At 69.9% G+C, this 26,990-nt stretch carries 29 protein-coding genes and 1 pseudogene; 5 read left to right on the top strand and 25 right to left on the bottom strand.

Annotation, left to right across the window (positions count from 1 at the left end; all coding sequences use genetic code 11):
- Positions 1-27: 27 nt before the first annotated feature.
- The 12 genes from OG966_RS32570 to OG966_RS32515 form a co-directional block, all read right to left on the bottom strand.
- Positions 28-771 (bottom strand): amino acid ABC transporter ATP-binding protein, encoded by a 744-nt coding sequence (locus tag OG966_RS32570; RefSeq protein ID WP_326653588.1) that lies wholly within the window; start codon positions 769-771, stop codon positions 28-30.
- A gap of 152 nt (positions 772-923) precedes the next feature.
- Positions 924-1,376 carry a DUF6278 family protein gene (locus tag OG966_RS32565; protein ID WP_326653587.1) on the bottom strand — a complete coding sequence of 151 codons (453 nt, stop codon included), beginning with the start codon at positions 1,374-1,376 and terminating at the stop codon, positions 924-926.
- 58 nt (positions 1,377-1,434) lie between these two features.
- Positions 1,435-2,214, bottom strand: a complete 780-nt coding sequence (locus tag OG966_RS32560; protein ID WP_326653586.1) for an exodeoxyribonuclease III — start codon at positions 2,212-2,214, stop codon at positions 1,435-1,437.
- A gap of 87 nt (positions 2,215-2,301) precedes the next feature.
- The gene (locus tag OG966_RS32555) at positions 2,302-2,934 is read right to left on the bottom strand and encodes an MBL fold metallo-hydrolase (protein ID WP_326653585.1); all 633 of its coding nucleotides are present in this window, start codon (positions 2,932-2,934) and stop codon (positions 2,302-2,304) included.
- A 12-nt stretch (positions 2,935-2,946) separates the two neighbouring features.
- Positions 2,947-4,233, bottom strand: coding sequence for a bifunctional 3-oxoadipate enol-lactonase/4-carboxymuconolactone decarboxylase PcaDC (gene pcaDC / locus OG966_RS32550; RefSeq protein WP_406730595.1), 1,287 nt, complete (start codon positions 4,231-4,233; stop codon positions 2,947-2,949).
- Between the two features lie 36 nt (positions 4,234-4,269).
- The gene (locus tag OG966_RS32545) at positions 4,270-4,848 is read right to left on the bottom strand and encodes a hypothetical protein (protein WP_326653583.1); all 579 of its coding nucleotides are present in this window, start codon (positions 4,846-4,848) and stop codon (positions 4,270-4,272) included.
- Between the two features lie 2 nt (positions 4,849-4,850).
- A complete protein-coding gene (locus tag OG966_RS32540) occupies positions 4,851-6,011 on the bottom strand; it encodes an ROK family glucokinase (RefSeq protein ID WP_326653581.1) in 1,161 nt (386 codons plus the stop codon).
- A 358-nt stretch (positions 6,012-6,369) separates the two neighbouring features.
- Complete coding sequence (locus tag OG966_RS32535; protein ID WP_326653580.1) at positions 6,370-7,197, bottom strand: ATP-binding cassette domain-containing protein; 828 nt, start codon at positions 7,195-7,197, stop codon at positions 6,370-6,372.
- Positions 7,194-8,258, bottom strand: coding sequence for an ABC transporter permease (locus tag OG966_RS32530; protein ID WP_326653579.1), 1,065 nt, complete (start codon positions 8,256-8,258; stop codon positions 7,194-7,196). Before OG966_RS32530 ends, OG966_RS32535 begins: the two co-directional genes overlap by 4 nt.
- A complete protein-coding gene (locus tag OG966_RS32525; protein ID WP_326653578.1) occupies positions 8,255-9,268 on the bottom strand; it encodes a sugar ABC transporter substrate-binding protein in 1,014 nt (337 codons plus the stop codon). Before OG966_RS32525 ends, OG966_RS32530 begins: the two co-directional genes overlap by 4 nt.
- A 128-nt stretch (positions 9,269-9,396) precedes the next feature.
- Positions 9,397-10,395: a sugar ABC transporter substrate-binding protein gene (locus OG966_RS32520; protein ID WP_326653577.1), complete on the bottom strand. Its 999-nt coding sequence runs from the start codon at positions 10,393-10,395 to the stop codon at positions 9,397-9,399.
- Positions 10,396-10,600: 205 nt separating this feature from the next.
- Positions 10,601-11,320, bottom strand: a complete 720-nt coding sequence (locus OG966_RS32515; protein WP_326655463.1) for a GntR family transcriptional regulator — start codon at positions 11,318-11,320, stop codon at positions 10,601-10,603.
- A 155-nt stretch (positions 11,321-11,475) separates the two neighbouring features.
- Between OG966_RS32515 and OG966_RS32510 the strand changes: the two genes are divergently transcribed.
- A complete protein-coding gene (locus tag OG966_RS32510; protein ID WP_326653576.1) occupies positions 11,476-12,480 on the top strand; it encodes a Gfo/Idh/MocA family protein in 1,005 nt (334 codons plus the stop codon).
- 117 nt (positions 12,481-12,597) lie between these two features.
- Here the strand turns inward: OG966_RS32510 and OG966_RS32505 are convergent, their stop codons facing one another.
- The 4 genes from OG966_RS32505 to OG966_RS32490 all read right to left on the bottom strand — a co-directional run bounded on the left by OG966_RS32505 (position 12,598) and on the right by OG966_RS32490 (position 16,142).
- Positions 12,598-13,791, bottom strand: coding sequence for a cytochrome P450 family protein (locus OG966_RS32505; RefSeq protein WP_326653575.1), 1,194 nt, complete (start codon positions 13,789-13,791; stop codon positions 12,598-12,600).
- A 10-nt stretch (positions 13,792-13,801) separates the two neighbouring features.
- Entirely contained in the window at positions 13,802-14,221 is a 420-nt protein-coding gene (locus OG966_RS32500) for a PaaI family thioesterase (protein ID WP_326653574.1), read from the bottom strand.
- A gap of 61 nt (positions 14,222-14,282) precedes the next feature.
- On the bottom strand, positions 14,283-15,461 hold the full coding sequence (locus tag OG966_RS32495) for a cytochrome P450 family protein (protein ID WP_326653573.1): 1,179 nt from the start codon (positions 15,459-15,461) through the stop codon (positions 14,283-14,285).
- 9 nt (positions 15,462-15,470) lie between these two features.
- Positions 15,471-16,142 (bottom strand): response regulator transcription factor, encoded by a 672-nt coding sequence (locus OG966_RS32490; protein ID WP_326653572.1) that lies wholly within the window; start codon positions 16,140-16,142, stop codon positions 15,471-15,473.
- Positions 16,143-16,157: 15 nt separating this feature from the next.
- On the opposite strand from OG966_RS32490, the gene OG966_RS32485 reads away from it, so the two are divergent.
- Complete coding sequence (locus OG966_RS32485; RefSeq protein ID WP_326653571.1) at positions 16,158-16,391, top strand: hypothetical protein; 234 nt, start codon at positions 16,158-16,160, stop codon at positions 16,389-16,391.
- Here the strand turns inward: OG966_RS32485 and OG966_RS32480 are convergent.
- The 4 genes and pseudogenes from OG966_RS32480 to OG966_RS32465 all read right to left on the bottom strand — a co-directional run.
- Positions 16,388-16,771 (bottom strand): hypothetical protein, encoded by a 384-nt coding sequence (locus OG966_RS32480; protein ID WP_326653570.1) that lies wholly within the window; start codon positions 16,769-16,771, stop codon positions 16,388-16,390. The genes OG966_RS32485 and OG966_RS32480 overlap by 4 nt on opposite strands.
- Positions 16,772-16,782: 11 nt before the next feature.
- Positions 16,783-17,709 carry a DMT family transporter gene (locus OG966_RS32475; protein WP_326655462.1) on the bottom strand — a complete coding sequence of 309 codons (927 nt, stop codon included), beginning with the start codon at positions 17,707-17,709 and terminating at the stop codon, positions 16,783-16,785.
- 94 nt (positions 17,710-17,803) lie between these two features.
- Positions 17,804-18,421: a dihydrofolate reductase family protein gene (locus OG966_RS32470; RefSeq protein WP_326653569.1), complete on the bottom strand. Its 618-nt coding sequence runs from the start codon at positions 18,419-18,421 to the stop codon at positions 17,804-17,806.
- 98 nt (positions 18,422-18,519) lie between these two features.
- A pseudogene (locus OG966_RS32465) lies at positions 18,520-18,633 on the bottom strand (AIM24 family protein); the annotation flags it as partial.
- A gap of 114 nt (positions 18,634-18,747) precedes the next feature.
- Here OG966_RS32465 and OG966_RS32460 point away from each other — a divergent pair.
- Positions 18,748-19,476 (top strand): SDR family NAD(P)-dependent oxidoreductase, encoded by a 729-nt coding sequence (locus OG966_RS32460; RefSeq protein WP_326653568.1) that lies wholly within the window; start codon positions 18,748-18,750, stop codon positions 19,474-19,476.
- 470 nt (positions 19,477-19,946) lie between these two features.
- Here the strand turns inward: OG966_RS32460 and alc are convergent, their stop codons facing one another.
- The gene (alc, locus tag OG966_RS32455; protein ID WP_326655461.1) at positions 19,947-21,062 is read right to left on the bottom strand and encodes an allantoicase; all 1,116 of its coding nucleotides are present in this window, start codon (positions 21,060-21,062) and stop codon (positions 19,947-19,949) included.
- Complete coding sequence (allB, locus tag OG966_RS32450; protein WP_326653567.1) at positions 21,062-22,405, bottom strand: allantoinase AllB; 1,344 nt, start codon at positions 22,403-22,405, stop codon at positions 21,062-21,064. The genes alc and allB overlap by 1 nt, the downstream gene beginning before the upstream one ends.
- A gap of 325 nt (positions 22,406-22,730) precedes the next feature.
- Here allB and OG966_RS32445 point away from each other — a divergent pair, with 325 nt between their 5' ends.
- Positions 22,731-23,531, top strand: a complete 801-nt coding sequence (locus OG966_RS32445) for an IclR family transcriptional regulator (RefSeq protein WP_326653566.1) — start codon at positions 22,731-22,733, stop codon at positions 23,529-23,531.
- Between the two features lie 68 nt (positions 23,532-23,599).
- Here OG966_RS32445 and OG966_RS32440 read toward each other — a convergent pair whose 3' ends face one another.
- From OG966_RS32440 to OG966_RS32430, 3 genes are all read right to left on the bottom strand, one after another.
- A complete protein-coding gene (locus tag OG966_RS32440) occupies positions 23,600-23,842 on the bottom strand; it encodes a hypothetical protein (protein ID WP_326653565.1) in 243 nt (80 codons plus the stop codon).
- A gap of 33 nt (positions 23,843-23,875) precedes the next feature.
- A complete protein-coding gene (locus OG966_RS32435) occupies positions 23,876-24,199 on the bottom strand; it encodes a DUF5955 family protein (protein ID WP_326653564.1) in 324 nt (107 codons plus the stop codon).
- 118 nt (positions 24,200-24,317) lie between these two features.
- On the bottom strand, positions 24,318-26,195 hold the full coding sequence (locus OG966_RS32430; protein WP_326653563.1) for a serine/threonine-protein kinase: 1,878 nt from the start codon (positions 26,193-26,195) through the stop codon (positions 24,318-24,320).
- Between the two features lie 166 nt (positions 26,196-26,361).
- Here OG966_RS32430 and OG966_RS32425 point away from each other — a divergent pair, with 166 nt between their 5' ends.
- Positions 26,362-26,967, top strand: a complete 606-nt coding sequence (locus OG966_RS32425; protein ID WP_326653562.1) for a nucleotidyltransferase family protein — start codon at positions 26,362-26,364, stop codon at positions 26,965-26,967.
- The last annotated feature ends 23 nt before the right edge of the window (positions 26,968-26,990 follow it).

The following is a 26,990-nucleotide window of genomic DNA, read 5'->3' as shown; positions in this document are numbered from 1 at the left end:
TACGCGTCATGAGTCCTGCACCCCCGGTCAGTGCTTGAGGATCTTGGAGAGAAAGTCCTTGGCGCGGCCGCTCTCGGGGTTGGTGAAGAAGTCCTCCGGACTGCGGTCCTCGACGACGCGGCCGTCCGCCATGAAGACGACGCGATTCGCGGCGGAGCGGGCGAAGCCCATCTCGTGGGTGACGACGACCATGGTCATTCCCTCGCGGGCGAGCTGCTGCATGACCTCCAGCACCTCGTTGATCATTTCCGGGTCGAGGGCCGAGGTCGGCTCGTCGAAGAGCATGACCTTGGGGTCCATGGCGAGCGCGCGGGCGATGGCCACGCGCTGCTGCTGGCCTCCGGAGAGCTGAGCCGGGTACTTCTCGGCCTGGTCGGCGAGGCCTACGCGTTCCAGGAGTTCGCGGGAGCGCCTGTCCGCCTCGTCCTTCTTGCGGCGGCGGACCTTGACGGGCGCGAGCGAGACATTCTCCAGCACCGTCTTGTGGGCGAAGAGGTTGAAGGACTGGAAGACCATGCCGACGTCGGCGCGGAGCCTGGCGAGCGCGCGGCCCTCATCGGGCAGCGGCTGTCCGTCGATGGTGATGTGACCCGACTCGATCGTCTCGAGCCGGTTGACCGTACGGCAGAGCGTCGATTTGCCGGAACCGGAGGGGCCGATGACCACAACAACCTCACCGCGTCCGACGGTGAGACTGATGTCCTGGAGAACGTGCAACTGTCCGTAGTGCTTGTTGACGTTACGCAGCTCGATCAACGGATCGACGGCCATACGCAGCCCCACCCACTCTCAGCTGTGTCGAGGTCAGCGCAAACTATCCAGCCCGATAAGAGACTTCGCACTCGACACGCATAAATAGGGCATAAGCCGTATTAATCACGGCTGCGCATGATCGTCGCCGGATCGGCGAGCCCCGCGCGACGTCAGGCTTCGGCCGCTTCGGCGTAGACCTGGGAGAGCTCGGGCGCTCCGTTGACCGCCCAGTCAAGACCCGCTTCCACCACGCCGATCTCACGGCCGGAGACGAGCCGCACCACTGGATGGCCGGCCGGCCAGATGTGCCACGTCGCGCCGGGGACCGTACGGACGATCACGGTGCCGAGGTAGAGACCCGCGTCGTTACCCAGCCAGGGCAGTTCCTCCGGGTCGTCGCGCCAGCGTGGCGGCAACTGGTCGAGGGCGGTCAACGAGGCCGGGGAGTCGTCCAGTTCGAGCCCGGCCTGCCCTGCTCGGACACGCAGCAGCTCACACTCGGAGAGCAGCTCGGCGATGGCCGCCGCTCTCTCCGGGTCGTTCTCGGCTCCGGCGGTGAGCGCCTTCTCCTCCAGGTCACCGCCGTGCCGCTTGAGCCAGTTGTCCAAGAAAGGGATGTTCATACCACTCAGCCTCGCATCCCCGCCGCCGTACGCACCACAGGGCGCGCGTCAACCTCCGTCAGATGTCCAGATCGACAACAACAGGTGCGTGATCCGAGGCGCCCTTGCCCTTGCGCTCCTCGCGGTCGACATAGCTGTCCTTGACCGCTTTGGTGAAGGCTTCGTTGCCGTAGACCAGGTCGATGCGCATGCCCTTGTTCTTGGGGAAGCACAGCTGGCGGTAGTCCCAGTAGGTGTAGGGGCGGTCGTACTTCAGCGGGCGGGGCATCACATCGGACAGCCCCGCCTCGCGCAGCCCGGTGAGCGCCGCACGCTCGGCCGGGGTGACATGCGTGGCGCCCTCGAAGAGCGCCGGATCCCAGACGTCCTCGTCGGTCGGTGCGATATTGAAGTCGCCGAGGACGGCGAACGGGCGCCCGCCCGCCGCGTCCTCGGCGACCGAGGCCTTCAGCGCCTCCAGCCAGCGCAGCTTGTACGCGTAGTGATCGTGGGCGACCTCGCGGCCGTTGGGCACATAGACCGACTGGACGCGGACTCCGTCGCAGGTCGCGGAGATCGCCCGCGGCTCCTGCACGCCCTCGTAGTCCGGTCCGCCGGGCAGGCCCCTGACGACCTCGTCCAGGCCGGCCCGGGAGACCACCGCCACGCCGTTCCACCTGCCGTTGGCGTTGACCGCGGACTCGTAGCCGAGCTCTCGCAGCTCCTCGACGGGGAACTGCGCCTCGGTGCACTTGGTCTCCTGGATGCACAGCACGTCCGTGCCGCTGCTCTCCAGCCAGGCCAGCAGCCGGGGCAGCCGAGCGGTGATCGAGTTGACGTTCCAGGTGGCGATGCGCATGTCCGACAGCCTATCCGGGGGGTATGACAGCCGGCGGCGCGGCGTTCAGGGGTGACAGTCAGGGGGTTGCAGTCAGGGGTGCGGCCCTCACAGATCGGTCGCCTCGCCCGGGGTCAGCCGGCCGTGTTCCGCGCCGCCCAGGGAGCCGATCTGACTGTCGTAGATGGGCCGCGCCAGATCGGTGAGCAGGGCGTCGTGGATGTCGATGGCGCGTCGCGGCTTCACCTCACGTACGTAGTCGATGACCTCGGAGATCTTGTTCCACGGGGCCTGCACCGGGATCATCAGTGTCTCGACCGGATGGTCCGGGACGGTGAGGGCGTCACCGGGGTGGAAGACCGAACCGTCGACCAGATAGCCGACATTGGTGATCCTCGGAATGTCGGGGTGGATCACGGCGTGCAGCTCGCCGTGGACCTGTACGTCGAAGCCGGCCGCGCTGAAGGTGTCGCCGTGGCCGACCGTGTGGACGCGGCCCGGGAAGGCCGCCGAGATCTTCTCGGCGACGCTCCGCAAGGTCCAGATCCCGGCTGCCGGGTTCGCCTCGAGGGCGGCGCGCAGCCGGTCCTCGTTGAAGTGGTCGAGGTGCTCGTGGGTGACCAGGATGACGTCCGCGCCGACGGCCGCGTCCTGTTCGCTGAAGGTGCCCGGATCGATGACGAGCGTCTGCCCGTCCTTCTCGAGCCGGATGCAGGCATGCGTCTTCTTCGTGAGCCTCATGCACCCATCCTGCTACGCCTTGGGGGTGGTCTCCTCCTGGATGACGGCCTGCGCCACCTTGAAGGCGGAATTCGCCGCGGGGACGCCGCAGTACACGGCCGCGTGGATCAGGACTTCCCGGATCTCGGCCGGGGTCAGTCCGTTGCGCAGCGCGGCGCGGGTGTGGAAGGCCAGCTCGTCCAGGTGTCCGCCCGCGACCAGTGCGGTCAGCGTCACCACGCTGCGGGTGCGTCTGTCCAGGCCTTCGCGGGTCCAGACCTCGCCCCAGGCATAGCGGGTGATCAGCTCCTGGAAGTCGCCGGTGAAGTCGTCGGCCGCGGCCGTCGCCCGGTCCACATGCGCGTCGCCGAGAACCTCGCGGCGCACCTTCATCCCGGCGATGTACGGATCGGGGCGCCCCGTCCGCACGGCCTGGGGCTGCTCGGGCGAGGCCGCGGCGATCTCGGCGACGGGTGCCACGGGTGCGGAGACCGCGGGCACGACCGGCGGCACCGGAATGGCCGACAGCGTGTCCTGCCACGCCGTGGAGAAGTGGCGTTCGAGCAGATCGGTGACCGCGGCGGGCTGCTCGACGGGGGCGAGGTGGGAGGCTCCCGGGACCAGCGCGAGCCGGGCGTCCGGAATCCCGGCGACCAGCGTGCGGGCCTCGGCGGGCCCGGTGACCTGGTCCTCGGAGCCGACCAGGACCAGCGTGGGGACTCCGACCAGACCGAGTTCGCCGCGGACGTCGAAGGCCGCGAGCGCCTCGCAGGCGGCGATATAGCAGCCGGGGTCGGTGGTGCGGACCATCTGCACGGCCCACTCGACGATCGCGGGCTGGGCGGAGGCGAAGCCCTGGGTGAACCAGCGCTCGGGCGCGGTGCGCGCCACCGGGTCGAGGCCGTTGGTGCGGACGATCACGCCACGCTGGCGGAACTCGTCGGCGGTGCCGAACCGGGGCGACGCGGCGACCAGCGCGAGGGATGCCACCCGATGCGGGTGGCGCAGTGCCAGTTCGATGCCGATCGCGCCACCGACGGAGCAGCCCGCGTAACCGAAGCGCTGGATGCCCAGCTCGTCGAGCGTCGCGAGCAGCCGGTCGGCGAGCTCGGCGACGGAGGTGGCGGGATGGGCGGGCGCGCCGCCGTGGCCGGGCAGATCGAAGCGGAACACCCGCCACCGGCTGGAGAGGTCGGCTATCTGCCGGTCCCACATGTGCCAGGTGGTGCCCAGAGAGGGGCCGAGGATGAGCACGGGGGCGTCGTCGGGACCGTCGATCCGGTACTGCAGGGTCTTCGGGGGCGTCTGCGTCTCACTCACCCTCTCCACGCTATCCAGTAATGGTTCGTCGTGCGGTCAGGGGGTCGCTGTCGATACGACGTACACCTTGGGGCGGGCCGTATCGGTCAGGTCGACGGTGATGTCCTGGGTGGGCCGCGGGTCCTTCTGCGGGTGGCTGGTGCCCACCCAGTCGGCGTGCCCGGCGCTGAAGTCCCAACCGGCCGTCTCGGCGTCGCGCGCGCTGATGGTGACCGCGCCCGCGTGGAGCTTGGCGCGGCTCGTCCCGACGCCCTCCAGGAACAGGTCGAGCCCGGCGGAGGTGGTGCGGAACTGCGCGAACAGCCGGCTGGTCTTCCAGTTGCTCGTCTCGTAGTAGGCCACGTCCGTGGACTTCGGCGGGATCGGCACCTCGAAGACGCGGCGCTTCGTCTGGGAGGGCCAGGTCTCCCGCAGGCTGGTGGCCGAGGACTCGGCCTCCTTGTCCCGGCCGCTGTCGCGGCTCTGCTCGGCGGAGATCACCAGATAGCCGGCCGGGACGCCGACGAGCAGCACGATGATGATCGCCGTCAGCCAGCGGCGACGGAGCCTGTGGCGCCGGTCCTCGGGAGGGTGGGCGTTCTCGTCCGGAGACGTGGACTGTCGGGGCACGGTCATGGCTACGGTTCCTGGGTGGGGCGGGTGGTGCTGGAGTTACGGATGGCCTGCGCATAGCGCTCGTACCGCTCATGGCGCTCCACACGGCGCCGGTTGGCCCGGCGGAAGCGGCGCGCCACGAGCCGCGCGAGGTCGGCCGCGCCGACCATACCCGCCTCGGGGCCGAGCTGGGCTTTGGCGATTCGGGCCTCCGGGCGGTAGCCGCGGCCGGTGAGATTCCGGCGGAAGGCGTCGCGGGCGGGCCCGATGAGCAGGTCGTCGGCGGCGCTGACACCGCCTCCGATGACGAAGCAGGAGGGGTCGAGTGCGGCGGCGAGATTGGCGATGCCGACGCCGAGCCACTGCCCGATGTCCTGGAAGAGCTCGATGCACATGGCATCGCCCTCGCGGGCGAGTTCGGTGATGAGCGGGCCTGTGATCTCGTGAATGTTGCCGCCGACGCGCTCGATGAGACTGTGCGCGACCGGGGAGTCGGCGGCGGCCAGCTCGCGGGCCTCCCTCACCAGCGCGTTGCCGGAGCTGTACTGCTCCCAGCAGCCGCGGTTGCCGCAGGGGCAGCGGTGTCCGCCGGGCACGACCTGCATATGACCGAACTCACCCGCGACTCCGTACTTGCCGCGCTTGACCTGGCCGTCCTCGAGGATCGCGCCGCCGATGCCGGTACCGAGGGTGATCATCACCAGATGGTCCTCGCCACGGCCCGCGCCGAAGCGCCACTCCGCCCAGGCGGCGGTGTTGGCGTCGTTGTCGACCAGTACGGGCACGGCGAGCCGGGCCGCGACGGCGTCACGCAGGGGCTCGTTGCGCCAGGCCAGATGGGGCGCGAATAGGACTTTGGAGCGGTCGGCGTCGACCCAGCCGGCCGCGCCGATACCCACGGCGTGCACATCGTGACGGTCGGAGAGATCGAGTACCAGCTCGCAGATGGTGTCCTCGACAACCTTGGGGCTCTTGGACTTGTCCGGCGTCTCGGTGCGGATCTTCTCCAGGATGACCCCGTCGGCGTCGACGACACCCGCCATCACCTTCGTACCGCCGATGTCGATGCCGACCGTGGGAACGCGGGGCGCGGTGAGATGAGAGCGCCGCTCGCGGGTGCCGACGGTCTTCAGGACGGTGGCGCGGGCGGAGCCTCGGTGGGCGAAGTCGCGGTACGTGCTCATGTCCCTGCGGAGTGTCGGGGGCCGGGTGGTGTCACGGCCCGGGGTGGGCGGCGCCCACCGGGCCCGATTCTGCCATCCGGCGGGTCGGGGTGCGGCTCCGGTTAGGTGGCCGCGGAGCGGGGCGAGTCCCGCTACCCGCCCCTTCCCGAACCGGGGACAAGCCCGCGGACCTCCGGATACATCCTTCCAGCGTGTCCTCAATCGCCGGTCAGGGTCGATTTCTCGAGACCCCCGGCGATCGAGGAGCGGGGCCCGGGACGGAGCCCCGAAAACCAGCCTCGCCGGCGTTCGAGGCGCGGGACTCGCGGGCCGCGCCCCACGGACAGGGGTGAGATGGGGAGCGGGCCTGCCGCGGGCACTACGCGGTGGGGGGCTCGTCCTTCACCGGATGGCCGCCGAGGTGGGTGGGTGTCGGCGCCCGCTCCAGCTCATGGCGGAGGTCCTCGAGCTCGCTGCCGCCCGCCATCTGCCGGGTGAGCTCGTCGAGGGTGACCGAGTCCTTGGTGTGGGCTGCGGACATGGTGCCGCGCTTGAGCAGTACGAAGCGGTCGCCGACCAGATAGGCATGGTGCGGGTTGTGGGTGATCAGCACGACGCCCAGACCGGCGTCGCGTGCCGCCGCCACATACTTCAGTACGACGCCGGACTGCTTGACGCCGAGCGCGGCGGTCGGCTCGTCCAGGACCAGGACCTTCGCGCCGAAGTAGACAGCCCGGGCGATCGCCACGCACTGGCGCTCACCGCCGGAGAGCGTCCCGATGGGCTGGTCGACATCGCGCAGGTCGATGCCCATGCGCAGCAGCTCGGAGCGGGTCGTCTCACGCATCAGCTCGACGTCGAGACGCTTGAAGGGGCCCGCGCCCTTGGTCGGCTCGGAGCCGAGGAAGAAGTTCCGCCAGACCGGCATCAGCGGTACGACGGCGAGGTCCTGGTAGACCGTGGCGATGCCACGGTCGAGGGCTTCGCGCGGGCTGGCCAGGCTCGCCTGCTCCCCCTCGATCAGGAAGGTGCCCGCGTCGTGCCGGTGCAGACCCGCGATGATCTTGATCAGGGTGGACTTGCCGGCGCCGTTGTCGCCGAGCACACAGGAGATCTCCCCGGCGTGGACCTCGAGCGAGACGCCTTCCAGCGCACGGATATTGCCGTAGTACTTACTGACGTTGTCGAGCTCGACGAGGGCCGTCATTTGCTTGCCTCCGCACGCTTGCGGACCCATGCGTTGAGCAGGGTGGCCAGAAGGAGCATCGCTCCGAGGAAGAACTTGAACCAGTCCGGGTTCCACTCCGCGTACACGATGCCCTTGCTGGTCATGCCGAAGATGAACGCGCCGACCGCGGAGCCGATCGCCGAGCCGTAGCCGCCGGTGATCAGACAGCCTCCGATGACGGCCGCAATGATGTACGTCAGCTCATTGCCGACGCCCTCGCCGGACTGCACCACATCGAACGAGAAGAGGAGATGCTGGCCGGAGACCCAGGCGGCGAAGGCGACGCCCATATAGAGGCCGATCTTGGTCCGGTTGACCGGGACACCGACCGCGCGGGCCGCGTCGGCACCGCCGCCGACCGCGAAGACCCAGTTGCCGAAGCGGGTACGCAGCAGGATCCAGGTGGCCAGCGCCACCAGCACGAACCACCACAGGATGGTCACCTTCAGCGTGACGTCACCGAGGGTGAGCTGTGAGGCGAAGAGCTTCTTGGCCGACTCGAAGCCCTCCATGTCGGCGATGGACTTCGTCGAGACCGTGCCGCTGATCAGCTTGGTGAAGCCGAGGTTGAGGCCGGTCAGCATCAGGAACGTACCGAGCGTGATGATGAAGCTGGGCAGTTTCGTACGGGTCAGCATGAAGCCGTTGAAGACCCCGACGGCGAGCGTGACGAGCAGTGAGACGAATACGCCGACCCAGACGTTCGCCGTCATCTGGTAGCTGAACATCGAGGAGACCAGCGCGGAGCTGGTCACCAGGACGCCGGCCGAGAGATCGAACTCGCCGCCGATCATCAGCAGCGCGACCGGTACGGCCATGATGCCGAGGGTCGAGGCCGCGTACAGCACGGTGGAGAGGCTGGACGCCCGCAGGAACGAGTCGGCGACGAACGAGAAGAAGATGAAGACCGCCACGGCGCCGACGACCGAGCCCAGCTCGGGCCGGCCCAGCAGCTTGCGCAGCGGCGAGGTGCGCAGCAGCCGCTCGTCGGTCTTGTCCGGTGTCCTGTCCGGTGTGGCAGTTGGTGCGGTAGCGCTCATCGGGTCCCCCGCTCCGTGTATTCCTGAAGCTCGGCGGCGTCGTTCTTGGTGATGATCTGCGGTCCGGTGAGGACGGGCCGCCCGCCCCCCAGGACATCGGCGTTGTACTTGTAGAGCCACAGCAGATCCACGGCCTCGTACCCCTGGAGGTACGGCTGCTGGTCGACGGCGAAGCCGAGCGTGCCGGCCGTCAGAGCGGTGGCGACCTTGGCGTTGAGGTCGAAGGTGTCGACCTCGGCCTTGCTCTCCGCGGTCTTCCTGGCCTGGACGGCGGCATCCGCGAACGGCGCGCCGAGGGTGACGACGGAGTCGATGGAGGGGTCCGCCTGGAGCTTCGCCTCGATGGACGCCTGGACGTCGGGCATGTTGGTGCCGTCGACGTACAGGTTCTGGAGCCGGCCGCCGAAGGCCTTCTTCGCTCCGGCGCAGCGCTGCTCATGGCCGACATTGCCCTGTTCGTGCAGCACGCACAGGGCCTTCTTCTTGCCGCGCTTGTCGAGCTCGTCGCCGACGGCCTCGCCGGCGATCGTCTCGTCCTGGCCGATATGGGTGAGTGCGCCGTACGCCTTGGACTGTTCGGAGCCCGAGTTGACGGTGATCACCGGGATGCCGGCCTTCTCGGCCTTGACGATGACGTCCTTCATCGCGTCGGGCTTGGCGAGCGAGACGATCAGGCCGTCGACCTTCTTGTCGATGGCCGCCTGGACGAGCTGGGCCTGCTGCTGGCCCTCGTCGTTGTGCGAGTAGAGGAAGTTGATGTTGTCCTTGACGGCGGCCTGCTCGGCGCCGTTCTGGACGATGTCCCAGAAGGTGTCGCCGTCACCGGAGTGGGTCACCATGGCGAAGGTCCAGCGAGGGGTGGTCACCGCGGACTTGCCGGCGGCGGCCTGTGCCTTGCGGGCGTCCTCCGCACGCTTGCCGCCGGTGCTGCTGCATCCCGCGAGGGAGGCTCCGAGTACCGCCGCCAGCACCGCGCCGAGCGCGCGTACCCCTGTCCTTGCCCTAGCCACGACGCCGTGCCCTTCTTGCCGTACTCGCTGTGATTCTCGGTGCGGCCGGGCGGCGTGATGACGCGCCCCGGCCGCCCAAGTATGTGTCACAGCAGGTCGGAGGGTGGGCATCGGGTATGCCGGGTAGGTCATCGGGTGCCGTCGGCGGTCAGCTTCTCCAGGGCCGGCACGTCCTTCTCGGTGACGAGGGCGGGACCGGTGAGGATCGGCTTGCCGCCGCCGATCACATTGCCGTTGGTCTTGTTGAGCCACAGTTCGTCGATGGCGAGGTAGCCCTGGAGGTAGGGCTGCTGGTCGACGGCGAAGCCGATCTGCTTGGCCTTGAGCTGCTTGACCACTTCGGCGTTGAGGTCAAAGGTGTTGACCTCGGCGCTGGAGCCCGCGCCCTCCTTGGCCTTCACGGATGCGGCGGCGAACGGAGCGCCGAGCGTGACGACCGCGTCGATGCCCTTGGCACTCTGCAGCTTCGCCTCGATGGAGGAGGTGGAGGCGGGCATATTGGTGCCTTCGACGTTGAGGTTCTCGACGGTGCCCTTGAAGGTCTTCTTCACTCCTGCGCAGCGGGCCTCGAGCGAGACATTTCCCTGCTCGTGGATGACGCAGATCGCCTTCTTCTTGCCGCGCTTGTTGAGCTCCTCGCCGACGGCCTCGCCGGCCACGGACTCGTCCTGGCCGATGTGGCTGAGCGCGCCGATCTCCTTGGAGAACTCGGCGCCGGAGTTGATCGTGACGACGGGTATGCCTGCCGCGACGGCCTTCTTGACGACCTCCTTGACCGCCTCCGGCTTGGCGAGGGTGACGACGATGCCGTCGACCTTCTGGTCGATGTAGGTCTGGACGAGCTGGGCCTGCTCCTTGCCCTCCTTGTTGGCGGCGTAGAGGAACTCGACGTTGTCCTTGCGGGCCGCGACCTTGGCGCCGCTCTGGACGATGTCCCAGAAGGTGTCGCCCTCGCCGGAGTGGGTCACCATGGCGATCTTGAGCCGGCCGGTGGTGGCGGGCTCGCCGCCTCCGCCGCCCTTGGAGGGGCTGTCCTTCGCCTCTTTGCCGCCGGAGCTGCTGCATCCTGCGACGACGACCAGGGCACACGTGGCGAGCAGGGCTGCTGCCGTGCGGGTGGTACGCATGGTGGGTCCGCCTTATCTCCCGGCCGCCCGGTTGCGGCTGGGTGAGTTTTTACGGCGGTCCCGCGACCCCGTCAAGACTTTGTCCGAACATTCTTACGGGAATGACATTCTTACGTGACCGAATAGTGCGGGTGGGCCGGGTCACCGCCGGGCACGGAAACCGGTCGGCGGAGTCGCCGTCGGCGGGGTCACGGCAGGGACCGGGTCACGGCCGGACGAGCAGCTGGAACTCGAAGGCGTAGCGCGAGGCGCGGTAGATGTGCGAGCCGAACTCGACCGCGCGGCCGGTGTCGTCGAAGGTCGTCCGTTCCATGGTCAGCAGCGGAGCGCCGGTCTCCTCGGTCAACAGCTCAGCCTCCAGTTCGGTGGCGGCCCGCGCCCCGACCGACTGCCGGGCGCTGTGCAGGGTGATCCCCGCGGTCCGCATCATCCGGTACAGGCCGGTTGCCTCGAGCCGCTCCGTGTCGCATTCGAAGAGGCCGGCCGGCAGATGGTTGCGCAGCCGGGCCATGGGCTCGCCGTGGGCGAAGCGCAGTCGCTCGATCAGCTGGACGTCGCTGCCCTCCGGCACCCCGAGGGCGGCCGCGACCTCGGCACTCGCGGGCTCGAAGGCATTGCGCAGAACGATGGTGGCCGGGCGCTGACCGGCCGCCTCGAGGTCGTCGTAGAGGCTGCTGAGCTCCAGCGGGCGCTTGACCTGGCTGTGCACGACCTGGGTGCCGACGCCCCTGCGGCGCACCAGCAGGCCCTTGTCGACGAGGGACTGGATGGCCTGGCGGACGGTCGGGCGGGACAGCCCGAGCCGGTTGGCGAGCTCAATCTCGTTGCCGAGCAGGCTGCCAGGGGTGAGGGTCCCTCTCTCGATGGCTGCTTCCAGCTGCTGCGACAGCTGGAAGTAGAGCGGGACCGGACTGGTGCGGTCCACGCTCAGCTGGAGAGACAGGGACGGGTCCGTCACGTGTCTGGGCTGCTTGGGCACGGAGCGAGCGTAGTCGCAGTAAATGTTGACGGGAAGTCGTGAGGTTCGGTTGTCAGGACAAAGTCTTGACATGGCGGTCGGCCGGGCAGCACCTTTAGGCCATGCGCATCGGACTTATCGGTACGGGACGTATCGGCTCCTTCCACGCCAGCGTGCTCAGCCGCCATCGAGAGGTCGGTTCACTGGTCGTCGCTGATGCCGACGCGGCACGGGCGGCCGAGGTCGCCGAGCGCACCGGGTCCACCGCAGCGCCGAGTGCCGACGAGATCTTCACCTGGGGCGTGGACGCCGTGGTGATCGCTTCGGCGACCGCCGCCCACGCCGAACTCATCGCCCGCGCCGCCCGCGCCGGTCTCCCCACCTTCTGCGAGAAGCCGATCGCGCTGGACCTGCCTGGCACGCTCAGCGCGCTCCAGGAGGTCGAGCAGGCCGGCACCCTGCTTCAGCTGGGCTTCATGCGACGGTTCGACGCGGGCTACACGAAGGCACGCGAAGTCGTACGGTCGGGTGCGCTCGGCAGGCTGCACACCGTACGGGCCATCACCTCCGACCCCACGCCGCCGCCCGCCGCGTATCTGCCGCTCTCCGGCGGCCTGTTCCGCGACTGTCTGGTCCATGACTTCGACATCCTGCGCTGGGTGACGGGTCACGAGGTCGTGGAGGTGTACGCGACCGGTTCGGACGCCGGGCCCGCGATGTTCCGCGAGGCAGGCGACGTCGACACGGCGGCGGCGGTGCTCACTCTGGACGACGGGACGCTGGCCACCGCCACGGCCACCCGCTGCAACGGCGCGGGCTACGACGTACGGATGGAGCTGGCCGGCGAGCTCGACACGGTCGCGGTCGGACTGGACGACCGAACGCCGATCAGCTCGACCGAGCCCAAGGGCCCGCCCGCGGCGGACAAGCCGTGGCCCGGCTTCCTGGAGCGGTTCGCCCCGGCGTACGAGGCGGAGCTGGACGCGTTCGTACGGATGGTTCAGGGCGAGGCGGAGAACCCGTGCGACGGGTGGGAGGCGCTGACGGCGCTGCGGATCGCGGAAGCGTGCGAGCTGTCGCGCCGGGAGCGCCGTCCGGTGCGGCTCGAGGAGATCCCCTCCGGCTGACGACCGGCCCACCGGCTGACGGACCGAGTCGGCCGACCGACCGGCTGACGGACCAAGTCGGCCGACCGACCGGCCCACCGGCTTACCGACCGACCGGCCGCAACTGACTACACGTCGCTACCAGCTGACCGGCAGGCTCTCCGGCCCGCGGATCAGCATGCCGGTCCGCCAGGTCAGGGCCGCCGGATGCGCGTCCAGCACCAGGCCGGGGCAGCGCTCCAGCAGCGAACGGATCGCGATCCGCGCCTCCAGCCTGGCCAGCGGGGCGCCCAGGCAGTAGTGGATCCCGTGCCCGAAGGCGAGGTGGCCGCGGCTGTCGCGCCGGATGTCGAAGCGGTCCGGGTCGGGGAAGCGTGCCGGGTCACGATCGGCGTCCGCCAGGGCGATCAGCACCAGTTCGCCACCGCCCGGGATCGTCGTGCCGCCGATCTCCAGGGGCTCGGTGGTGAAGCGGTACGTCGGCGTCTCCAGCGGTCCTTCGTAGCGCAGCATCTCCTCGACCGCGCCGTCGAGCAGCGAGAAGTCGGCACGCAGAGCGGCCAGTTGGTCAGGGTGGGAGAGCAGGGCGAGCACCCCGTTGGAGATGAGGTTGACGGTGGTCTCGTGCCCGGCGACGAGCAGCAGCCAGGCCATGCCCAGCAGTTCCTCTCCGCCGAGCCGGTCGCCGTCCTCGTCCGCCGTATGGATCAGCGCGCTCATCAGGTCGTCGCCGCGCTGCCCGCGCTTGTCGGCGAGCAGCTGCGTCAGGTACTGCGTCATCTTCGCGGACGCATCCCTCCGCGCGTCGCGGTCAGCCGCGGAGAGCACCGTGTTGGACCAGGACCGGAAGGTGTCCCGGTCCAGGAACGGCACGCCGAGCAGCTCGCAGATGACGGCCATGGGCAGCGGGAAGGAGAGCGCTTCCACCAGGTCGGCGCGCCCGGTGGGCACCATCTCGTCCAGCAGCCGGTCGGTGATCTCCTGGACGCGTGGGGCGAGTTGCTCCACCCGCCGCGTCGTGAACTCGCGCACGACCAGCTTGCGCAGCCGGGTGTGCAGCGGCGCGTCGGAGCTGAGCATGGTGAGACCCGAGGAGATCTGGCGGATTCCGAGCTCCGGCGAGACATTGCGCCACTCCTTGGACAGCCGCGGATCGGCGAGCGCGGAACGCCCCGCTTCGTGTCCGACGATGAGCCAGGCCGCGTAGCCCTCGGGCATCTGTATCCGGTGGACCGGGCCCCGGGCCCGTAACCCGGCGTAGACGGGATAGGGGTCGCGGGTGAAGTCCTCGCCCAGCGCGGCAAGATCGACGACGGCGGCTTCGGTGGTCATGGTTTCCCCCTCAGGACTGCTGCGCGGACAGTACGGTGCCCTGCGCGACGGCGCAGAGCGTCTCTTCGCCGTCCGCGTTCACCGCGGACAGATCGCAGCGGACGACGGCCTGACGGCGGCCGGTATGCACGACGGCGGCGCGGGCCACCAGGGTGCGCCCGGTCGCCGGGCGGATGTACTGGACGGAGAAGCCGCCGGTCAGCACCGCGGGCCCGAGGGTCGTACCGGCGGCAAAGCTGATGGAGTTGTCGGCGGCGTACGCGAGCACTCCTCCGTGCAGATAGCCGTTCTGCTGGTGCAGCTCTTCGCGGATGTCCACCTCGAGCACGGCCTCGCCGCCGCCGAAAGCGGTGATCCGTGCCTGGAGCAGCCGGCTGAACGGCTGGCTTTCGAGAACCTTCCGGGCCGCTTCGAGGTCAAGTCCGGGCATCGTGCTCCTTGGGAGGTCGGGACGGATGAGTCCGGTCAAGCGCTCACTCGCCCATCGTGCGCTACCACCGCACCGGGAGCCTGCGCACCCCGCGCATCAGCATGCCGGGCACCCAGTCGAGCGGACCGGCAGCAGGGTCGAGGGCCAGGTCCGGGCAGCGTTCCAGCAGAGTACGGACGGCGATCCTGCCCTCCATACGGGCCAGCGGCGCGCCCAGGCAGTAATGGATGCCGTGGCCGAAAGCGAGATGTCCGCGGGTGTCGCGGCGGATGTCGAAGCGGTCGGGAGAGGGATAGCGGGCGGGGTCGTGGTCGCCTGCGGCGATGCCGACGAGCACCGCCTCGCCGGCCGGGATCACGGTGTCGCCGATCGGGACCGGGACGGCGGTGAAGCGAAGTGTGCCGGTCTCCACCGGGCCGTCATAGCGCAGCATCTCCTCGACCGCTCCGTCCAGGAGCGCGAAGTCGGCGCGCAGAGCGGCCAGCTGACGGGGGTGGTCGAGCAGAGCCCGTACGCCGTTGGAGATCAGATTGACGGTCGTCTCATGGCCGGCGATCAGCAAGAGATAGGCAAGAGCGCGCAGTTCGGCGACTGAGAACCGGTCGTCGTCCTCGGCGCGGGTGCGGATGAGTGCGGACAGCAGATCGTCGGTGGGGCGGCCGCAGCGTTTGTCCTCGATGAGTTCGTCGAGGTAGGCGGCCAGTTCATGGATGGCGTCCTGTTCGGCGGCGGGACCTGTCGGGGCCACGACCTCGTTGGACCACTTCCGGAACACGTCGCGATCGGCGGCCGGGACGCCCAGCAGCTCGCAGATGACGATGATGGGGAGAGGGAAGGCCAGCGCGTCGACCAGATCCCCTTGCCCGGCCGGCAGCATCGCGTCGAGCAGCCCGTCGGTGATCTGCTGAATGCGGGGGCGCAGGCTCTCCACCCGGCGCGCGGTGAATTCGCGGACGACGAGCTTGCGCAGCCTGGTGTGGTCCGGCGGATCGAGGACCAGCAGATGCGGGCCGATGACGCGTTCATCGAGCATCGTCGCGCCAATCGTGGCGGGCGACTTGGACAGCCGCGGATCGGCGAGCGCTGTCCGCGTCTCCTCATGGCCGACGATCAGCCAGATCTCCTCACCGTTCGGCAGACGCACCTCATGGACGGGTCCGGACTCGCGCAGTCGGGCGTAGTACGGATACGGATTCGCGATGAAGTCCGATCCGTGCTCGCCGAGATCGACGATTGTCATCGCGTCAGCCTACGTCGGCTCCTCCTCGTCGAGCAGACCGGCATCGTGGGCCAACAGAGCGATCTGGACACGGTTGTTGAGGCCCAGTTTGGCCAGGATGCGGGAGACATGCGTCTTGACCGTCGGCACGCTCATAAAGAGCGTCGCCGCGATCTCGGCGTTGGACCGGCCGCGGCCGACGGCGACCGCCACCTCCCGTTCGCGTTCCGCCAGCGAGGTGAGCCGCTCGGTCGCCGCGGCTCTGCGGGTCTCGTGCGTGCGCCCCGCCACGTGCGTCACCAACTGGCGGGTGACGGCCGGGGAGAGGACCGGATCGCCGGCGGCCACCCGTCGTACCGCCGCGACGATCTCGGTGGGCGGAGTGTCCTTCAGTACGAATCCGGCCGCGCCCGCCCGCAGCGCGCGCAGCACCTGTTCATCGGCGTGGAAGGTGGTCAGGACGATGATCTCGGGCGCCTCGGGGCGGCGGCGGAGCGTCTCGGTGGCGGTGAGGCCGTCCACGACCGGCATCCGAATGTCCATCAGCACCACATCGGGCGAGAGCCGGTCGACGAGCGCCCCGACCTCGGAGCCGTCGGCCCCCTCCCCCACGATCTCGAGGTCGTCCGCACCCCCGAGCATGAAGGCCAGTCCTGCCCGTACGAGCGGGTCGTCATCCACGACGATCAACCGAGTTGTCATGAGGCCACGGGAGCGGTGCGCGCCGCCCGCGCCCAGAGGATTCTCGAAGGCGTCGGCACGGTGCTGCTGGTCGTGGGTGTCTGTGGAGTGCTCCGCGAGCTGACGGGCTGGTTCCGCTTCCTCGGGTTCACGCGTTTCGTCACCGAGTACTTCGGCTTTCTGCACGGCCGGGAGATCTTCGCGAACGTTGTGATCGCCGTGGTCGGCTTCGCGGTGCTGATGATCGCGGACCAGCGCCGGAAGGCTTAGGCGGCAGCGGCTTCGTTCAGTCGGGTCACTTCGGCGAGGTGCTCGCTCATGCGGTTGCTGACGCTGCCGCTGGTGTGGAGCACGGCGCCGACGAGGGACAGCGGGACGGACAGGCCGAGGACGCCGAGAAGTTCGGGCCAGTCGCGCTCGGCCGCACACCTGGTGCCGTTCGCCGCCCCTTCGTTGGCGGTGGAACGCTCCGTGAAGAACCGCGACTCACAGTCCGACGAGCCGTACCTGCCATCGACGTCGTACGGCGTGAGCAGCAGGACGCCGAACCACACCCACAGCAGTGCCGCAGCGGAGAGCAGCCCGAAGCCCCAGGCCTGGACTCGCTTGGCACGCGCCCGGAACTCTATGTCGTACACAAGTGATCGCATGGCGCCAGAACTTAGCAATCCGCACGGTCGGCCGCGCGCCTGCCCCAGGTGGTGCCCGCCAGGACCAGGCCGGCGCCCACCAGTCCGAGCGCGCCGAGGTGTTCGCCCGCGATCGCTGTACCGGCGGCGGCCGCCCACAGCGGCTCGGTACCGAGCAGCAGGCTGACGCGGGACGGCGACGTACGGCGTACCGCCCACATCTGCACGAAGAAGGCGAACAGCGTGCAGAAGAGGGAGAGAAACAGCAGCCCGGCCCATTCGCGCGGTCCGAAGCCGGCAGCCACCGACCAGGGCGAGGCGCCGGTACCGGGGACGGCGGCCAGTAGCGCGAACACGGCGACCGCGCTGCCCAGTTGGACCGTCGTCAGCGAGAGCGAGTCCGCGCCCCGCACCGCCTTTATCCTCGCCATCGCCAGCACATGGACGGTACGGGCGAGCGCGGCCAGCAGCATCAGCAGATCGCCGGGCGAAGGTGTGGTGAGGCCGCCGCCCTGGGTCAGCAGCACCACGCCGACGACGGAGAGGCCGGCCGCGGCCACAAAGGCCCGAGGCGGCCGGGTCCTGCTCACCGCGGCCTCGGCGAGCGGCGTGAAAATCATGGTGAGGCTGATGATGAGCCCGGCGTTGGTGGCGGAGGTGTGCACGACTCCGTACGTCTCGAGCAGGAAGATCCCGCTCAGTACGAGCCCGAGGAGAGCGGCGCCGCGCCACTGCGCGCCGGTCAGCGCCCGCAGCTTGCGGTGGCCTGCCACGGCCAGCGCCGGCAGGACGAGCGCGAAGCGGAGCACCAGCACGGCGACGACCGTGTGTGTGGTGGTGATGCCTTTCGCCGCGAGATAGCTGGCGCCCCACACCACGGCCACAAGCAGCACGGGCAGGTCGGTGAGCCAGGCGCGTCGGGGCGCGAGGGCGGCAGCGGGTACGGCGATCGACGACACCTGGGTCTCCAGCGGTTCCGACAGGGTGGAGACTTCGGCGGCTCGCACGCGGAGCGATCACCGTACCCGGGTGGACCCGTGAGTGCTACACGCTTTATTCGTCCTCGTATGTGCCGTACTCGGGGCGGCCCGCCAGCTCGTACGTGTGGATGGCCACACCCGTGCCCGTGACACGCGCCCCGACGTGCCGGAACGCGGTCGGTACCGCGCCGTTGGCGAACAGACGGCGGCCAGTGCCCAGGACGACGGGGAAGAGGAGCAGATGAAATGTGTCGATCAGGTCGTGTGCCATGAGGAAGTGGGCAAGGCTGCCGCTGCCGTGGACCTGAAGCTCACCGTCCGTGCGCTCCTTGAGCGCCGCGACCTCCTTGGCGAGGTCACCGTCGATGACGGTGGAGCCGGCCCAGTCGGCCTTTTCGAGGGTGCGCGAGGCGACGTACTTCGGCAGGGAGTTGAGCCGCGATGCGATCGGGTTGCCGGGGTCGGTCACCTTGGGCCAGTAGCTCGCGAAGATCTCGTACGTACGGCGGCCGAGCAGGAAGGCGCCCGCCCGTTCGAAGACCTCCGTCACGAACCGGCCGAAGTCGTCGTCGCCGTACGGCACGGACCAGCCGCCGAGCTCGAAGCCGCCGCTGGGGTCCTCGTTCGGTCCGCCGGGGGCCTGCATGACGCCGTCGAGGGTGACAAAGGTGGTGATGGAGAGCTGTCCCATGGCAAGTGCCTGCTTCCTGTGTGCGGTGTTCCGTTCATAGGCTCAGACCCTGCCCGCGCCGGGAATTCATCGGTCGGCCGGCGGGGCCGGGGAGCCCAACCGGCGTTGGTGGAGAAGAGCCCGCCGGTCGGGCCCTGCTTGTCACCGCCCTGGGCCTTCTTCAGGTCGGTGACAAGGCCCTCGAGGGAGACGACAGCCATCTGCCCGGAGCCGACGGTCTCTTCTGAAGGGTCACACCGGGATTCAACGTCCGTTTGCCGCCAGCACCGAGGAAGCAGGGCCGCTTTCCTTGAGGTCGTAACCACCACTGACAAAAGGGGTACGGGATGTCCAGGACGGCTCTGGTGACCGGTGGCAGTCGCGGCATGGGGGCGGCGATCGCCCTGCGGCTCGCGCGGGAGGGAGTCGATGTGGCAATCACGTACGTGCGCGGCGAGGACGCCGCCCAGGCGGTGGTCCGCAAGATCGAGGCGACGGGGCAGCGGGGTCTCGCGCTGCGGGCGGACGCGGCGGACGCCGAGGCACCCGGCGCGGCCGTCGCCCGGGCCGCGGACCGGCTCGGGCGGCTCGACATCCTGGTCAACAACGCGGGCGTCGGCGTACTCGGCCCCATCGGGCAACTGTCCGCAGGCGATGTGGACCAGGTGCTCGATGTGAACGTACGAGCGGTGTTCCTCGCCGCGCAGGCGGCGGCTGCCCGGATGGAACGCGGCGGGCGGATCGTCTCCATCGGCAGTTGCATGGCACAGCACGTGCCGGGTCCCGGCGGCACGCTCTACGCGATGAGCAAGTCCGCGCTGACCGGCCTGACCAAGGCGCTGGCCCGGGAGCTGGGCGGGCGCGGCATCACGGCGAACCTGGTCCACCCGGGCCCGATCGACACGGACATGAACCCGGCCGACGGCCCGTACGCCGAGCCGCAGAAGGCGGACACGGCGCTGGGCCGTTTCGGCAGCGCGGAGGAAGTGGCGTCCCTGGTTGCGTACTTGGCGAGCGACGAGGCGGCGTACATCACGGGCACGGAACTGTCGGTGGACGGCGGCCACGCGGCGTGACGGGGGCTCGGCCCCAGGCCCGCGTAGGCCCTGCGGGTGTGTCCTCGATCGCCGGACGGGCTGACTCTCCCGCCCGTCCGGCCGGAACTTCAAGCTCACCCGGGCGGAAATCAAGCCCCGCCGGATACGAGGCTCGGGCTCCGGGCGGAAATCAAGCCTCGCCGGATACGAGGCTCGGGCTCCGGGGCAGAAATCGAGCCCCGCCGGATACGAGGCTCGGGCTCCGGGGCGGAAATCAAGCCCCGCCGGATACGAGGCTCGGGCTCCGGGGCAGAAATCGAGCCCCGCCGGATACGAGGCTCGGGCTCCGGGGCGGAAATCAAGCCCCGCCGGATACGAGGCTCGGGCTCCGGGGCGGAAATCAAGCCCCGCCGGCGATTGAGGCGCGGGCTGCGGGGCGGAAATCAAGCCCCGCCGGCGATTGAGGCGCGGGCTCCGGGGCAGAGCCCCGGCTCAGGGAAGGACCCGGCTCAGCCGCCCAGTTCCTGGTGGCGCGCCGCCAGGCTGGTGGCGCCCGTCTCGGTGAGCGAACCGAAGAGACGCAGGCGCGATATGCCGCCGTCGGGGTAGATGTCCACCCGGACGTGGGTGCCCACCGCAGGCGCACCCAAGACAAAGCGGTGATTCGTGTCCGGCTGGAGACGCGTACGCGGGAGGATCTCCGCCCACTCCCCCGCATCGCCGTCGCGGAGCGAAACCGCCGCCCACCCTGCGCTGTTGCCCTTCAGATACGCCGTGTCGATCTCCACCGCGCGGATCTCGGCCTGCGCCACCAGCTGGTAGCGGATCCAGTCGTTGCCCTTGTCCCGGCGGCGGCGGGTCTCCCAGCCGTCGTCCATCTTGCGGGAGCGGCCCGGCTGGATGGTGTTGGTGGCCGGGGAGTAGAAGCGGTCGGAGGCGTCCTCGACGCGGCCGCCGTTCTCCAGCGCCACGAGGTCGAAGGTGCCCAGCACGCCGAGCCACGCCGGGTCGGGCGCGACCTCGCCGTAGACCCGCAGACGGGCGATGCCGCCGTCGGGGTGCTGGTTGACTCGCAGGTGTGTGAAGCGTTGCTCCACGTCGACCGCGAACCCGTTCGCCGCGTGGCCGCCGACGGCGGTACGGGGGACGAGCACCGTCCACTTCACGTCGTCGGCCAGGAGGTCCTCGGGCGAGAGCGAACCGGAGACAGCCACGGCCTCGACCGACACCGCCTGCGGGTAGTTGCCGCGGAAGTGGGCGGTGTCGATGACGATGCCGCGTACGACGCCTGGCGCACCGAGCCGTACCAGCGCCCAGTCGTGATCCTCGTCGGTCGGGTGCGGCTGCGCGGCGCTCACACCGCGGCGACGGCGGGTCTCCCAGCCGTCCATGATCTTGCCCTTGTGGCCGAAGTGCTCCGGGTCGAACTCCGCGGCCCCGGGCTTCAGCATGTTCTCGCGCTCGGCGAAGAACTCGTCATTGGCGGCGATGACGCCCGCGCCGAGCCGCCGGTCGGCGAGGTCGGCGTGGTGCGCGAAGGGAAAGTCGGCCGTGCGGTAGTCGGCGTACGGGTCGCCGCCTGCGAACGGGTCGGCGTCACCGGTGAAAGAAGGAATGGACACGATCAGATATTCCTTTCGAGCAGCCGGCCGGTCGGCTCGGCCAGGGTGCCGTTCTCCACGATGCGTTCGCCGCGCAGCCACGTCGACCTGACGACTCCTTGCAGGGTCTTGCCGGCGTACGCCGTGACCTGATTGCGGTGGTGGAGCTCGGCCGGGTCGACGGTGAAGGTCTCGTCGGGCGCGAGGACCGCGAAGTCCGCGTCACGGCCCGCCTCGATGGCGCCCTTCCGGCTCAGGCCTGCGAGCTCTGCCGGAGCCGCCGACATCCAGCGGACGACGTCCTCGAGCGTGCGGCCGCGTTTGCGGGCCTCGGTCCAGATCGCCGGGAGGCCCAGCTGGAGCGAGGAGATGCCGCCCCAGGCGGACGCGAAGTCCTGGGTCTTCAGATCGGTGGTGCAGGGCGAGTGGTCGGAGACGATGCAGTCGATCGTCCCGTCCGCCAGGCCCTCCCACAGCGCGTCCTGGTTCGCCGCCTCGCGGATGGGCGGACAGCATTTGAACTCCGTTGCCCCGTCCGGGACTTCCTCCGCCGTGAGGGTGAGGAAGTGCGGGCAGGACTCGACCGAGATCCTCACGCCCCGCCGTTTGGCGGCCGCGATCATCGGCAGCGCGTCGGAGGAGGACAGGTGCAGTACATGCACCTGGGCGCCCCGCCGCTCGGCCTGCGCGATCAGGCCTTCGATCGCGGTGTTCTCGGCGTCGCGCGGCCGGGAGGCGAGGAAGTCGGCGTACTTCGGCCCGGACTCCTGCGGCGCGGCGGCGAGGTGGTGCGGGTCCTCGGCATGCACGATCAGCAGGCCGCCGAAGCCGGCGATCTCGGCCATGGAACGGGCGAGCTGCTCCTGGTCGAGCTCGGGGAACTCCTCCACGCCCGACGGCGACAGAAAGCTCTTGAAGCCGAAGACTCCGGCGTCGTGCAGCGGCCGCAGGTCCTTCACATTGGACGGGATCGCGCCGCCCCAGAAGCCGACGTCGATATGCGCCTTGCTGCGGGCCACCTCCCGCTTGGCGGCGAGGTTCTCGACCGTGGTGGTCGGCGGGAGGGAGTTCAGGGGCATGTCCAGCAGGGTGGTGATACCGCCGGCCGCTGCCGCGCGGGTGGCGGTCCAGAAGCCCTCCCACTCGGTGCGGCCGGGGTCGTTCACATGGACATGGGTGTCGACGAGGCCGGGGAGCACGACATCGTCCCCGAAGTCCTCCAGCCGGGCCCCGTACGGCACCTCGGCGTCGTACGGCAGTACCGCCGCGATCTTTCCGGCGGCGACGGTGACCGATGCGGCCCGGGTCCCCTCCGGGGTGATGACGCGCGTCGAGCGCAGTACCAGGTTCACGTCCCTGTCGGACACCCGTACCCTCACGTCCCTTCCGTACAGCGAATCCACACCGTGAAATTCAACGAACTGTTGAAGAAGTCTTCACTCCGGAGCCCGGTCCGTCAAGACCCACCCGGTCCGCGCCGGGGACTTGACAGTTTCCACAACGCGAAACCGGGATTTCGCGAAGCAGAAGGTAGATTTGACGGAAGAGACCGGCGGAAGACCTCCGGAGGTGACCGCCGACGCAGGGACAAACCGGCCCTGACCGGCGAAGACGCCTTGACGAGAGCGATGTGCCGGGCAGAGGCGCCCGGTAGGCTGCTGACTTGCCCGCCTGCCCGAAAGGACCGTTGACGTGCCGACGTCCAGCGCCAGCACCACCGACGCCGCCAAGACCGCTTCCAGCGGTGGCGTGCAGTCCCTGGAGCGCGCCTTCGACCTGCTCGAGAGAATGGCCGACGCCGGCGGCGAGGTCGGGCTGAGCGAGCTCTCCGCCAGCAGCGGCCTGCCGCTGCCCACGATCCACCGTCTCATGCGGACACTGGTGGACTGCGGTTATGTACGCCAGCAGCCCAATCGCCGCTACGCGCTCGGCCCCCGGCTGATCCGCCTGGGCGAGTCCGCCTCCCGGCTGCTCGGCACCTGGGCCCGCCCCTACCTCGCCCGTCTGGTCGAGGAGACCGGCGAGACGGCGAACATGGCACTGCTCGACGGCGACGAGATCGTGTATGTCGCACAGGTGCCGTCCAAGCACTCCATGCGCATGTTCACCGAGGTCGGCCGCCGCGTTCTGCCGCACTCGACGGGCGTGGGCAAGGCGCTGCTCGCGCACACCCCGCCGGAGGAGGTACGGGCCCTGCTCGCCCGGACCGGCATGCCGGCCGCCACCGAGAAGACGATCACGACGCCCGACGCCTTCCTCGACGCGCTCGAGCAGGTACGGCGCACGGGCTACGCGGTGGACGACAACGAGCAGGAGATCGGGGTCCGCTGCCTCGCCGTCCCGGTGCCCAACTCTCCGACGGCGGCGGCGGTCTCGATCTCGGGCCCGGCGGGCAGGGTCACCGAGGCGGCCACGGAGAAGATCGTCCCGATCCTTCAGGAGGTCGCCCAGGATCTCTCGGCGGCGCTCGCGAGCACGGCGGCACAGGGCTAGGACCCTCGACGACCCACACAGAAGAACGCGACTGCGCCGGCGACCACGAGTCACCGGCGCAGTCGCCTTCACGGTGCCGGGACCTGCGAGCGATCCGCATCCAGCAGAAGGCGCGCCGCCTCCCGGGCCCGACCTGCCGTCGCGCCGCCTCCGGAGATCGCGGCTGTCGTGATCGCACCCTCCACGAGCAGCAGAAGGGGCTCCGACAACCAGGCGGGGCGGCCCGCGGCGGCCACCAGCTCCGCCAGATACCGCCGCAGCGCGTCGATGTGATCGCGGGCCGCGCTCTGAGGGTCGGGCTCAGGGGGCATCGCGGACGAACGGCCGCCGGACGGACCCTGCCCTCAGGCGCGCCACCGCGGCGGTACCTCGCCGAAGAGGTCGACCGCGTTCCGTACCTCCATCAGCGCCGGCGCCAGCGCGCTGACCGAGCCGATCGCGCCCGCGATCAGCAGAAGCGAGCGGCGCATACGCGGGATTTCCGGGGCGCCGCCGGCCACCATCGCTGCCAGCACGGCCAGTTCGTCCTCGGCGATGCCCCGGTCGGGGAACTCCGCGGGATGACCGGCGAGTTCACGGCGGAGCCGGGAGACCGCAAGACGCAACTCCGTCGCCCTCGGGTCCTCGCCGCTCCCGGTCACCCGCGTCTGCCCCACGCTCCGCAACAAAGTCTTCCCCCTCACACGTCGTTGTGCCACCGGTGACCCAGGGGCGTCGGTCAGCCACCCTGGGTCGCGGGCCAGTTAACGCCATGCGATGCGGTGCGCGCCACTCCGCGGACGTAATTCAGGACGACGGCTGTACGGGGTAGAGGGCGCCGCGCCAGACGGTCACGTCGAGGGTGACGAACCTGCTGGGATCCGATGCGGGCGACTGCCCCTGGTAGGTCACCAGGCCCACGTTCCCGGAGTTGGTCAGTACGCAGAACTTTGCGCCCTTGGAAAGGTTCTGGAGCTCGAGCCGGGCCGCGTACCGGGTCTCGGTCCGGCAGGTGTTCAGATCGGCGCTCTGACCGGTGCGCAGCAGAATCAGCTTCGCGTTCTCGACGTCCATCCAGCCGAGGTCCCAGTTGTACGAGAGATCGGCGTTGGAGGAGTCCTCCCCGACCGGCTTGACCGGCTCGTCGCCGAGCGTGATGTGGTAGTCGTCCACCACGTTGAGGCCCGTGTAGGTCTTCGGCGTCGGGTCGGCCACCGGCTCCGCGGGCGGCGTGGACCGATCCTGCCCCGGCGCCTCTGACGATGTGGCGTCCGCCTGCGGGGTCGCGTCCGGCGAGGCCTGGCCCTTGTCCTGGCCCTGCGACTGATTGTCCTTGCCCTTGTCCTTGGACAGGGCCAAGTACACACCGCCGCCTGCCAGCGCGCCGAGAACCAGCGTGGCGACGACGGCGATGGCCAGATTGCGGGCGGTCTTCTTCTTGGGCGCGGCGGGCGCGGCGACGGTCCCGTACGGCTGCACCGGCTGGTGGTGGTACTGCGGAGGCGCCGACTGGGTTTGCGGAGGGGCAGCCTGCGCGTGCGGGTAGCCGTACATCGGCGTCTGCGGCGGAGGGCCGAAGCCGGGCGGCGGAGTGGCCGGGGCGGAGGCCTCGGTGGGCGTGGGGACCGGCGGCGGGGTCACCGGTGCGGCGCCGGGGGCCGGCGCGTGCATCGGTGCGGCTGCCTGGCCCGCAACCGGAGCGGCGGCGGGCGGAGCGGCGGCCTGCGGCTGTCCGGCCGACGGGGTCGCGGGCGGCGGGGTCGCGGGCGGCGCGGGGGCCGCCTTGCGCGTGGTGATCTCGGCGGCGACCGCACCCGGCAGCCACTCCTCCGGACGGCGCAGCACCGTTTCCGCGTTGGCGGTCTGGCAGATGGCGAGGAGGTCGGCGACCGACGGACGTGCCTCCGGGTCCTTGGCGAGGCAGCGGGTCACCAACTCGCGCAGTTGATCGGGCAGTTCGGAGAGGTCCGGCTCCTCGTGCACGATCCGGTAGAGCACGCCGTGCGAGGTGCCCTCGCCGAAGGCCGGGCTGCCCGTCGCCGCGTACGCCGCGACCTGGCCGAGCGCGAAGATGTCGGTGGCCGGGGTGACATGGCTGCCGGCCGCCTGCTCCGGGGCCATGAAGGACGGAGTGCCGATGGTGACGCCGCTGCTGGTGAGCGAGGTCGCGTCGGCGGCCCGGGCGATGCCGAAGTCGATGACGCGCGGCCCGTCCGAGGCGAGCAGGACGTTCGCCGGCTTGAGGTCGCGATGGACGATGCCCGCGCCGTGGATGATGTGCAGCGCCTCGGCGATCCCGGCGACCAGCAGCAGCACGGTCTCCACCGGCAGCTTGCCGTGCTCGCTGACCGCGTCGGCGAGAGAGGGTCCTGGGACGTAGGCCGTGGCGAGCCAGGGCTGCTTGGCGTCGGCGTCGGCGTCGATGACCGGCGCGGTGTACAGCCCCTGCACGCGCTGCGCGGCCTGCACCTCCTGAGCGAAGCGGCGGCGGAATTCGGGGTCCTGACCGAAATCCGGCCTGATCACCTTGATGGCGATGGGGCGGCCGCCCGGCGTGTACGAGAGGTAGACCTTGCCCATGCCGCCTGCGCCGAGGCGAGCGGCGATCCTGTACCCGGCGACGTTGTGCGGGTCCTCTTCGCCCAACGGCTGGAAGACCGTTCTTCCGTGTGCGCGCCCACTCATCAACTCTCGTCCCCCATGGCGAATTTCGGTGTCGGAGGTGCACCTTATCCAAGGTCACCCCGCGCTCCCAACGTCAGACGACCCGAGCGGTACGGGCGGTTCCTGACCCGTGCGCGGACCCGGGGACCGCGCGGCGCTTCGCCCGCAAATGAGGTAAGGAGTCCTTATGGCACAACCACCGAAGGAACCGGCCGTCGCCGGATTGCTGCTCGCGGCGGGCGGCGGGCGGCGGCTGGGCGGACGCCCGAAGGCACTGCTCGAGCACCGCGGCAGGCCGCTGGTCGAGCATGCGGTACGCGTGCTGCGCGAGGGCGGCTGCGGTCCGGTGCATGTGGTGCTCGGGGCGGCCGCCGACCGGGTACGGAAGGAGGCCGACCTCTCCGGCTGCGTACTGGTCGACAACCCCGAGTGGGAGGAGGGCATGGGCTCCTCGCTGCGAGCGGGACTGGAGTCGCTCGAGACCACGGCGGCGGACGCGGCGCTCGTCTCTCTCGTGGACCAGCCGGGGATCGGCGCGGCGGCGGTGGCCCGCGTCCGCGCCGCGCACCGCTCCAGGGATTCGCTCGCGGCGGCGGCGTACGGGGGTGAGCGGGGGCATCCGGTCCTCTTCGGCGCGCACCGCTGGAAGGACATCGCGGCGAGCGCGGTCGGCGACCGCGGCGCTCGCGCGTATCTGAAGGCGCACGAGTCCTCGCTCGCGCTGATCGAGTGCGGCGACATCGCCGAGGCGTACGACATCGACACGGCGGAGGATCTGGCACACCTTGAGTGAACGGCGTGGCACTCAGCGCCATG

The sequence above is a fragment of the Streptomyces sp. NBC_01750 genome, from assembly GCF_035918095.1.
GTDB lineage: Bacteria > Actinomycetota > Actinomycetes > Streptomycetales > Streptomycetaceae > Streptomyces.
The sequence above is the reverse complement of the archived record's forward strand: the minus strand, read 5'-3'. Positions and strand labels throughout refer to the sequence as shown.

Bases quoted from the DNA above. Each gene is read 5' to 3' on its own strand.
- OG966_RS32570 (WP_326653588.1), bottom strand. From the start codon at position 771: ATGGCCGTCGATCCGTTGATCGAGCTGCGTAACGTCAACAAGCACTAC.
- OG966_RS32565 (WP_326653587.1), bottom strand. From the start codon at position 1,376: ATGAACATCCCTTTCTTGGACAACTGGCTCAAGCGGCACGGCGGTGAC.
- OG966_RS32560 (WP_326653586.1), bottom strand. From the start codon at position 2,214: ATGCGCATCGCCACCTGGAACGTCAACTCGATCACCGCTCGGCTGCCC.
- OG966_RS32555 (WP_326653585.1), bottom strand. From the start codon at position 2,934: ATGAGGCTCACGAAGAAGACGCATGCCTGCATCCGGCTCGAGAAGGAC.
- OG966_RS32545 (WP_326653583.1), bottom strand. From the start codon at position 4,848: ATGACCGTGCCCCGACAGTCCACGTCTCCGGACGAGAACGCCCACCCT.
- OG966_RS32540 (WP_326653581.1), bottom strand. From the start codon at position 6,011: ATGAGCACGTACCGCGACTTCGCCCACCGAGGCTCCGCCCGCGCCACC.
- OG966_RS32535 (WP_326653580.1), bottom strand. From the start codon at position 7,197: ATGACGGCCCTCGTCGAGCTCGACAACGTCAGTAAGTACTACGGCAAT.
- OG966_RS32530 (WP_326653579.1), bottom strand. From the start codon at position 8,258: ATGAGCGCTACCGCACCAACTGCCACACCGGACAGGACACCGGACAAG.
- OG966_RS32520 (WP_326653577.1), bottom strand. From the start codon at position 10,395: ATGCGTACCACCCGCACGGCAGCAGCCCTGCTCGCCACGTGTGCCCTG.
- OG966_RS32510 (WP_326653576.1), top strand. From the start codon at position 11,476: ATGCGCATCGGACTTATCGGTACGGGACGTATCGGCTCCTTCCACGCC.
- OG966_RS32505 (WP_326653575.1), bottom strand. From the start codon at position 13,791: ATGACCACCGAAGCCGCCGTCGTCGATCTTGCCGCGCTGGGCGAGGAC.
- OG966_RS32500 (WP_326653574.1), bottom strand. From the start codon at position 14,221: ATGCCCGGACTTGACCTCGAAGCGGCCCGGAAGGTTCTCGAAAGCCAG.
- OG966_RS32495 (WP_326653573.1), bottom strand. From the start codon at position 15,461: ATGACAATCGTCGATCTCGGCGAGCACGGATCGGACTTCATCGCGAAT.
- OG966_RS32490 (WP_326653572.1), bottom strand. From the start codon at position 16,142: ATGACAACTCGGTTGATCGTCGTGGATGACGACCCGCTCGTACGGGCA.
- OG966_RS32480 (WP_326653570.1), bottom strand. From the start codon at position 16,771: ATGCGATCACTTGTGTACGACATAGAGTTCCGGGCGCGTGCCAAGCGA.
- OG966_RS32470 (WP_326653569.1), bottom strand. From the start codon at position 18,421: ATGGGACAGCTCTCCATCACCACCTTTGTCACCCTCGACGGCGTCATG.
- OG966_RS32460 (WP_326653568.1), top strand. From the start codon at position 18,748: ATGTCCAGGACGGCTCTGGTGACCGGTGGCAGTCGCGGCATGGGGGCG.
- OG966_RS32440 (WP_326653565.1), bottom strand. From the start codon at position 23,842: ATGCCCCCTGAGCCCGACCCTCAGAGCGCGGCCCGCGATCACATCGAC.
- OG966_RS32430 (WP_326653563.1), bottom strand. From the start codon at position 26,195: ATGAGTGGGCGCGCACACGGAAGAACGGTCTTCCAGCCGTTGGGCGAA.
- OG966_RS32425 (WP_326653562.1), top strand. From the start codon at position 26,362: ATGGCACAACCACCGAAGGAACCGGCCGTCGCCGGATTGCTGCTCGCG.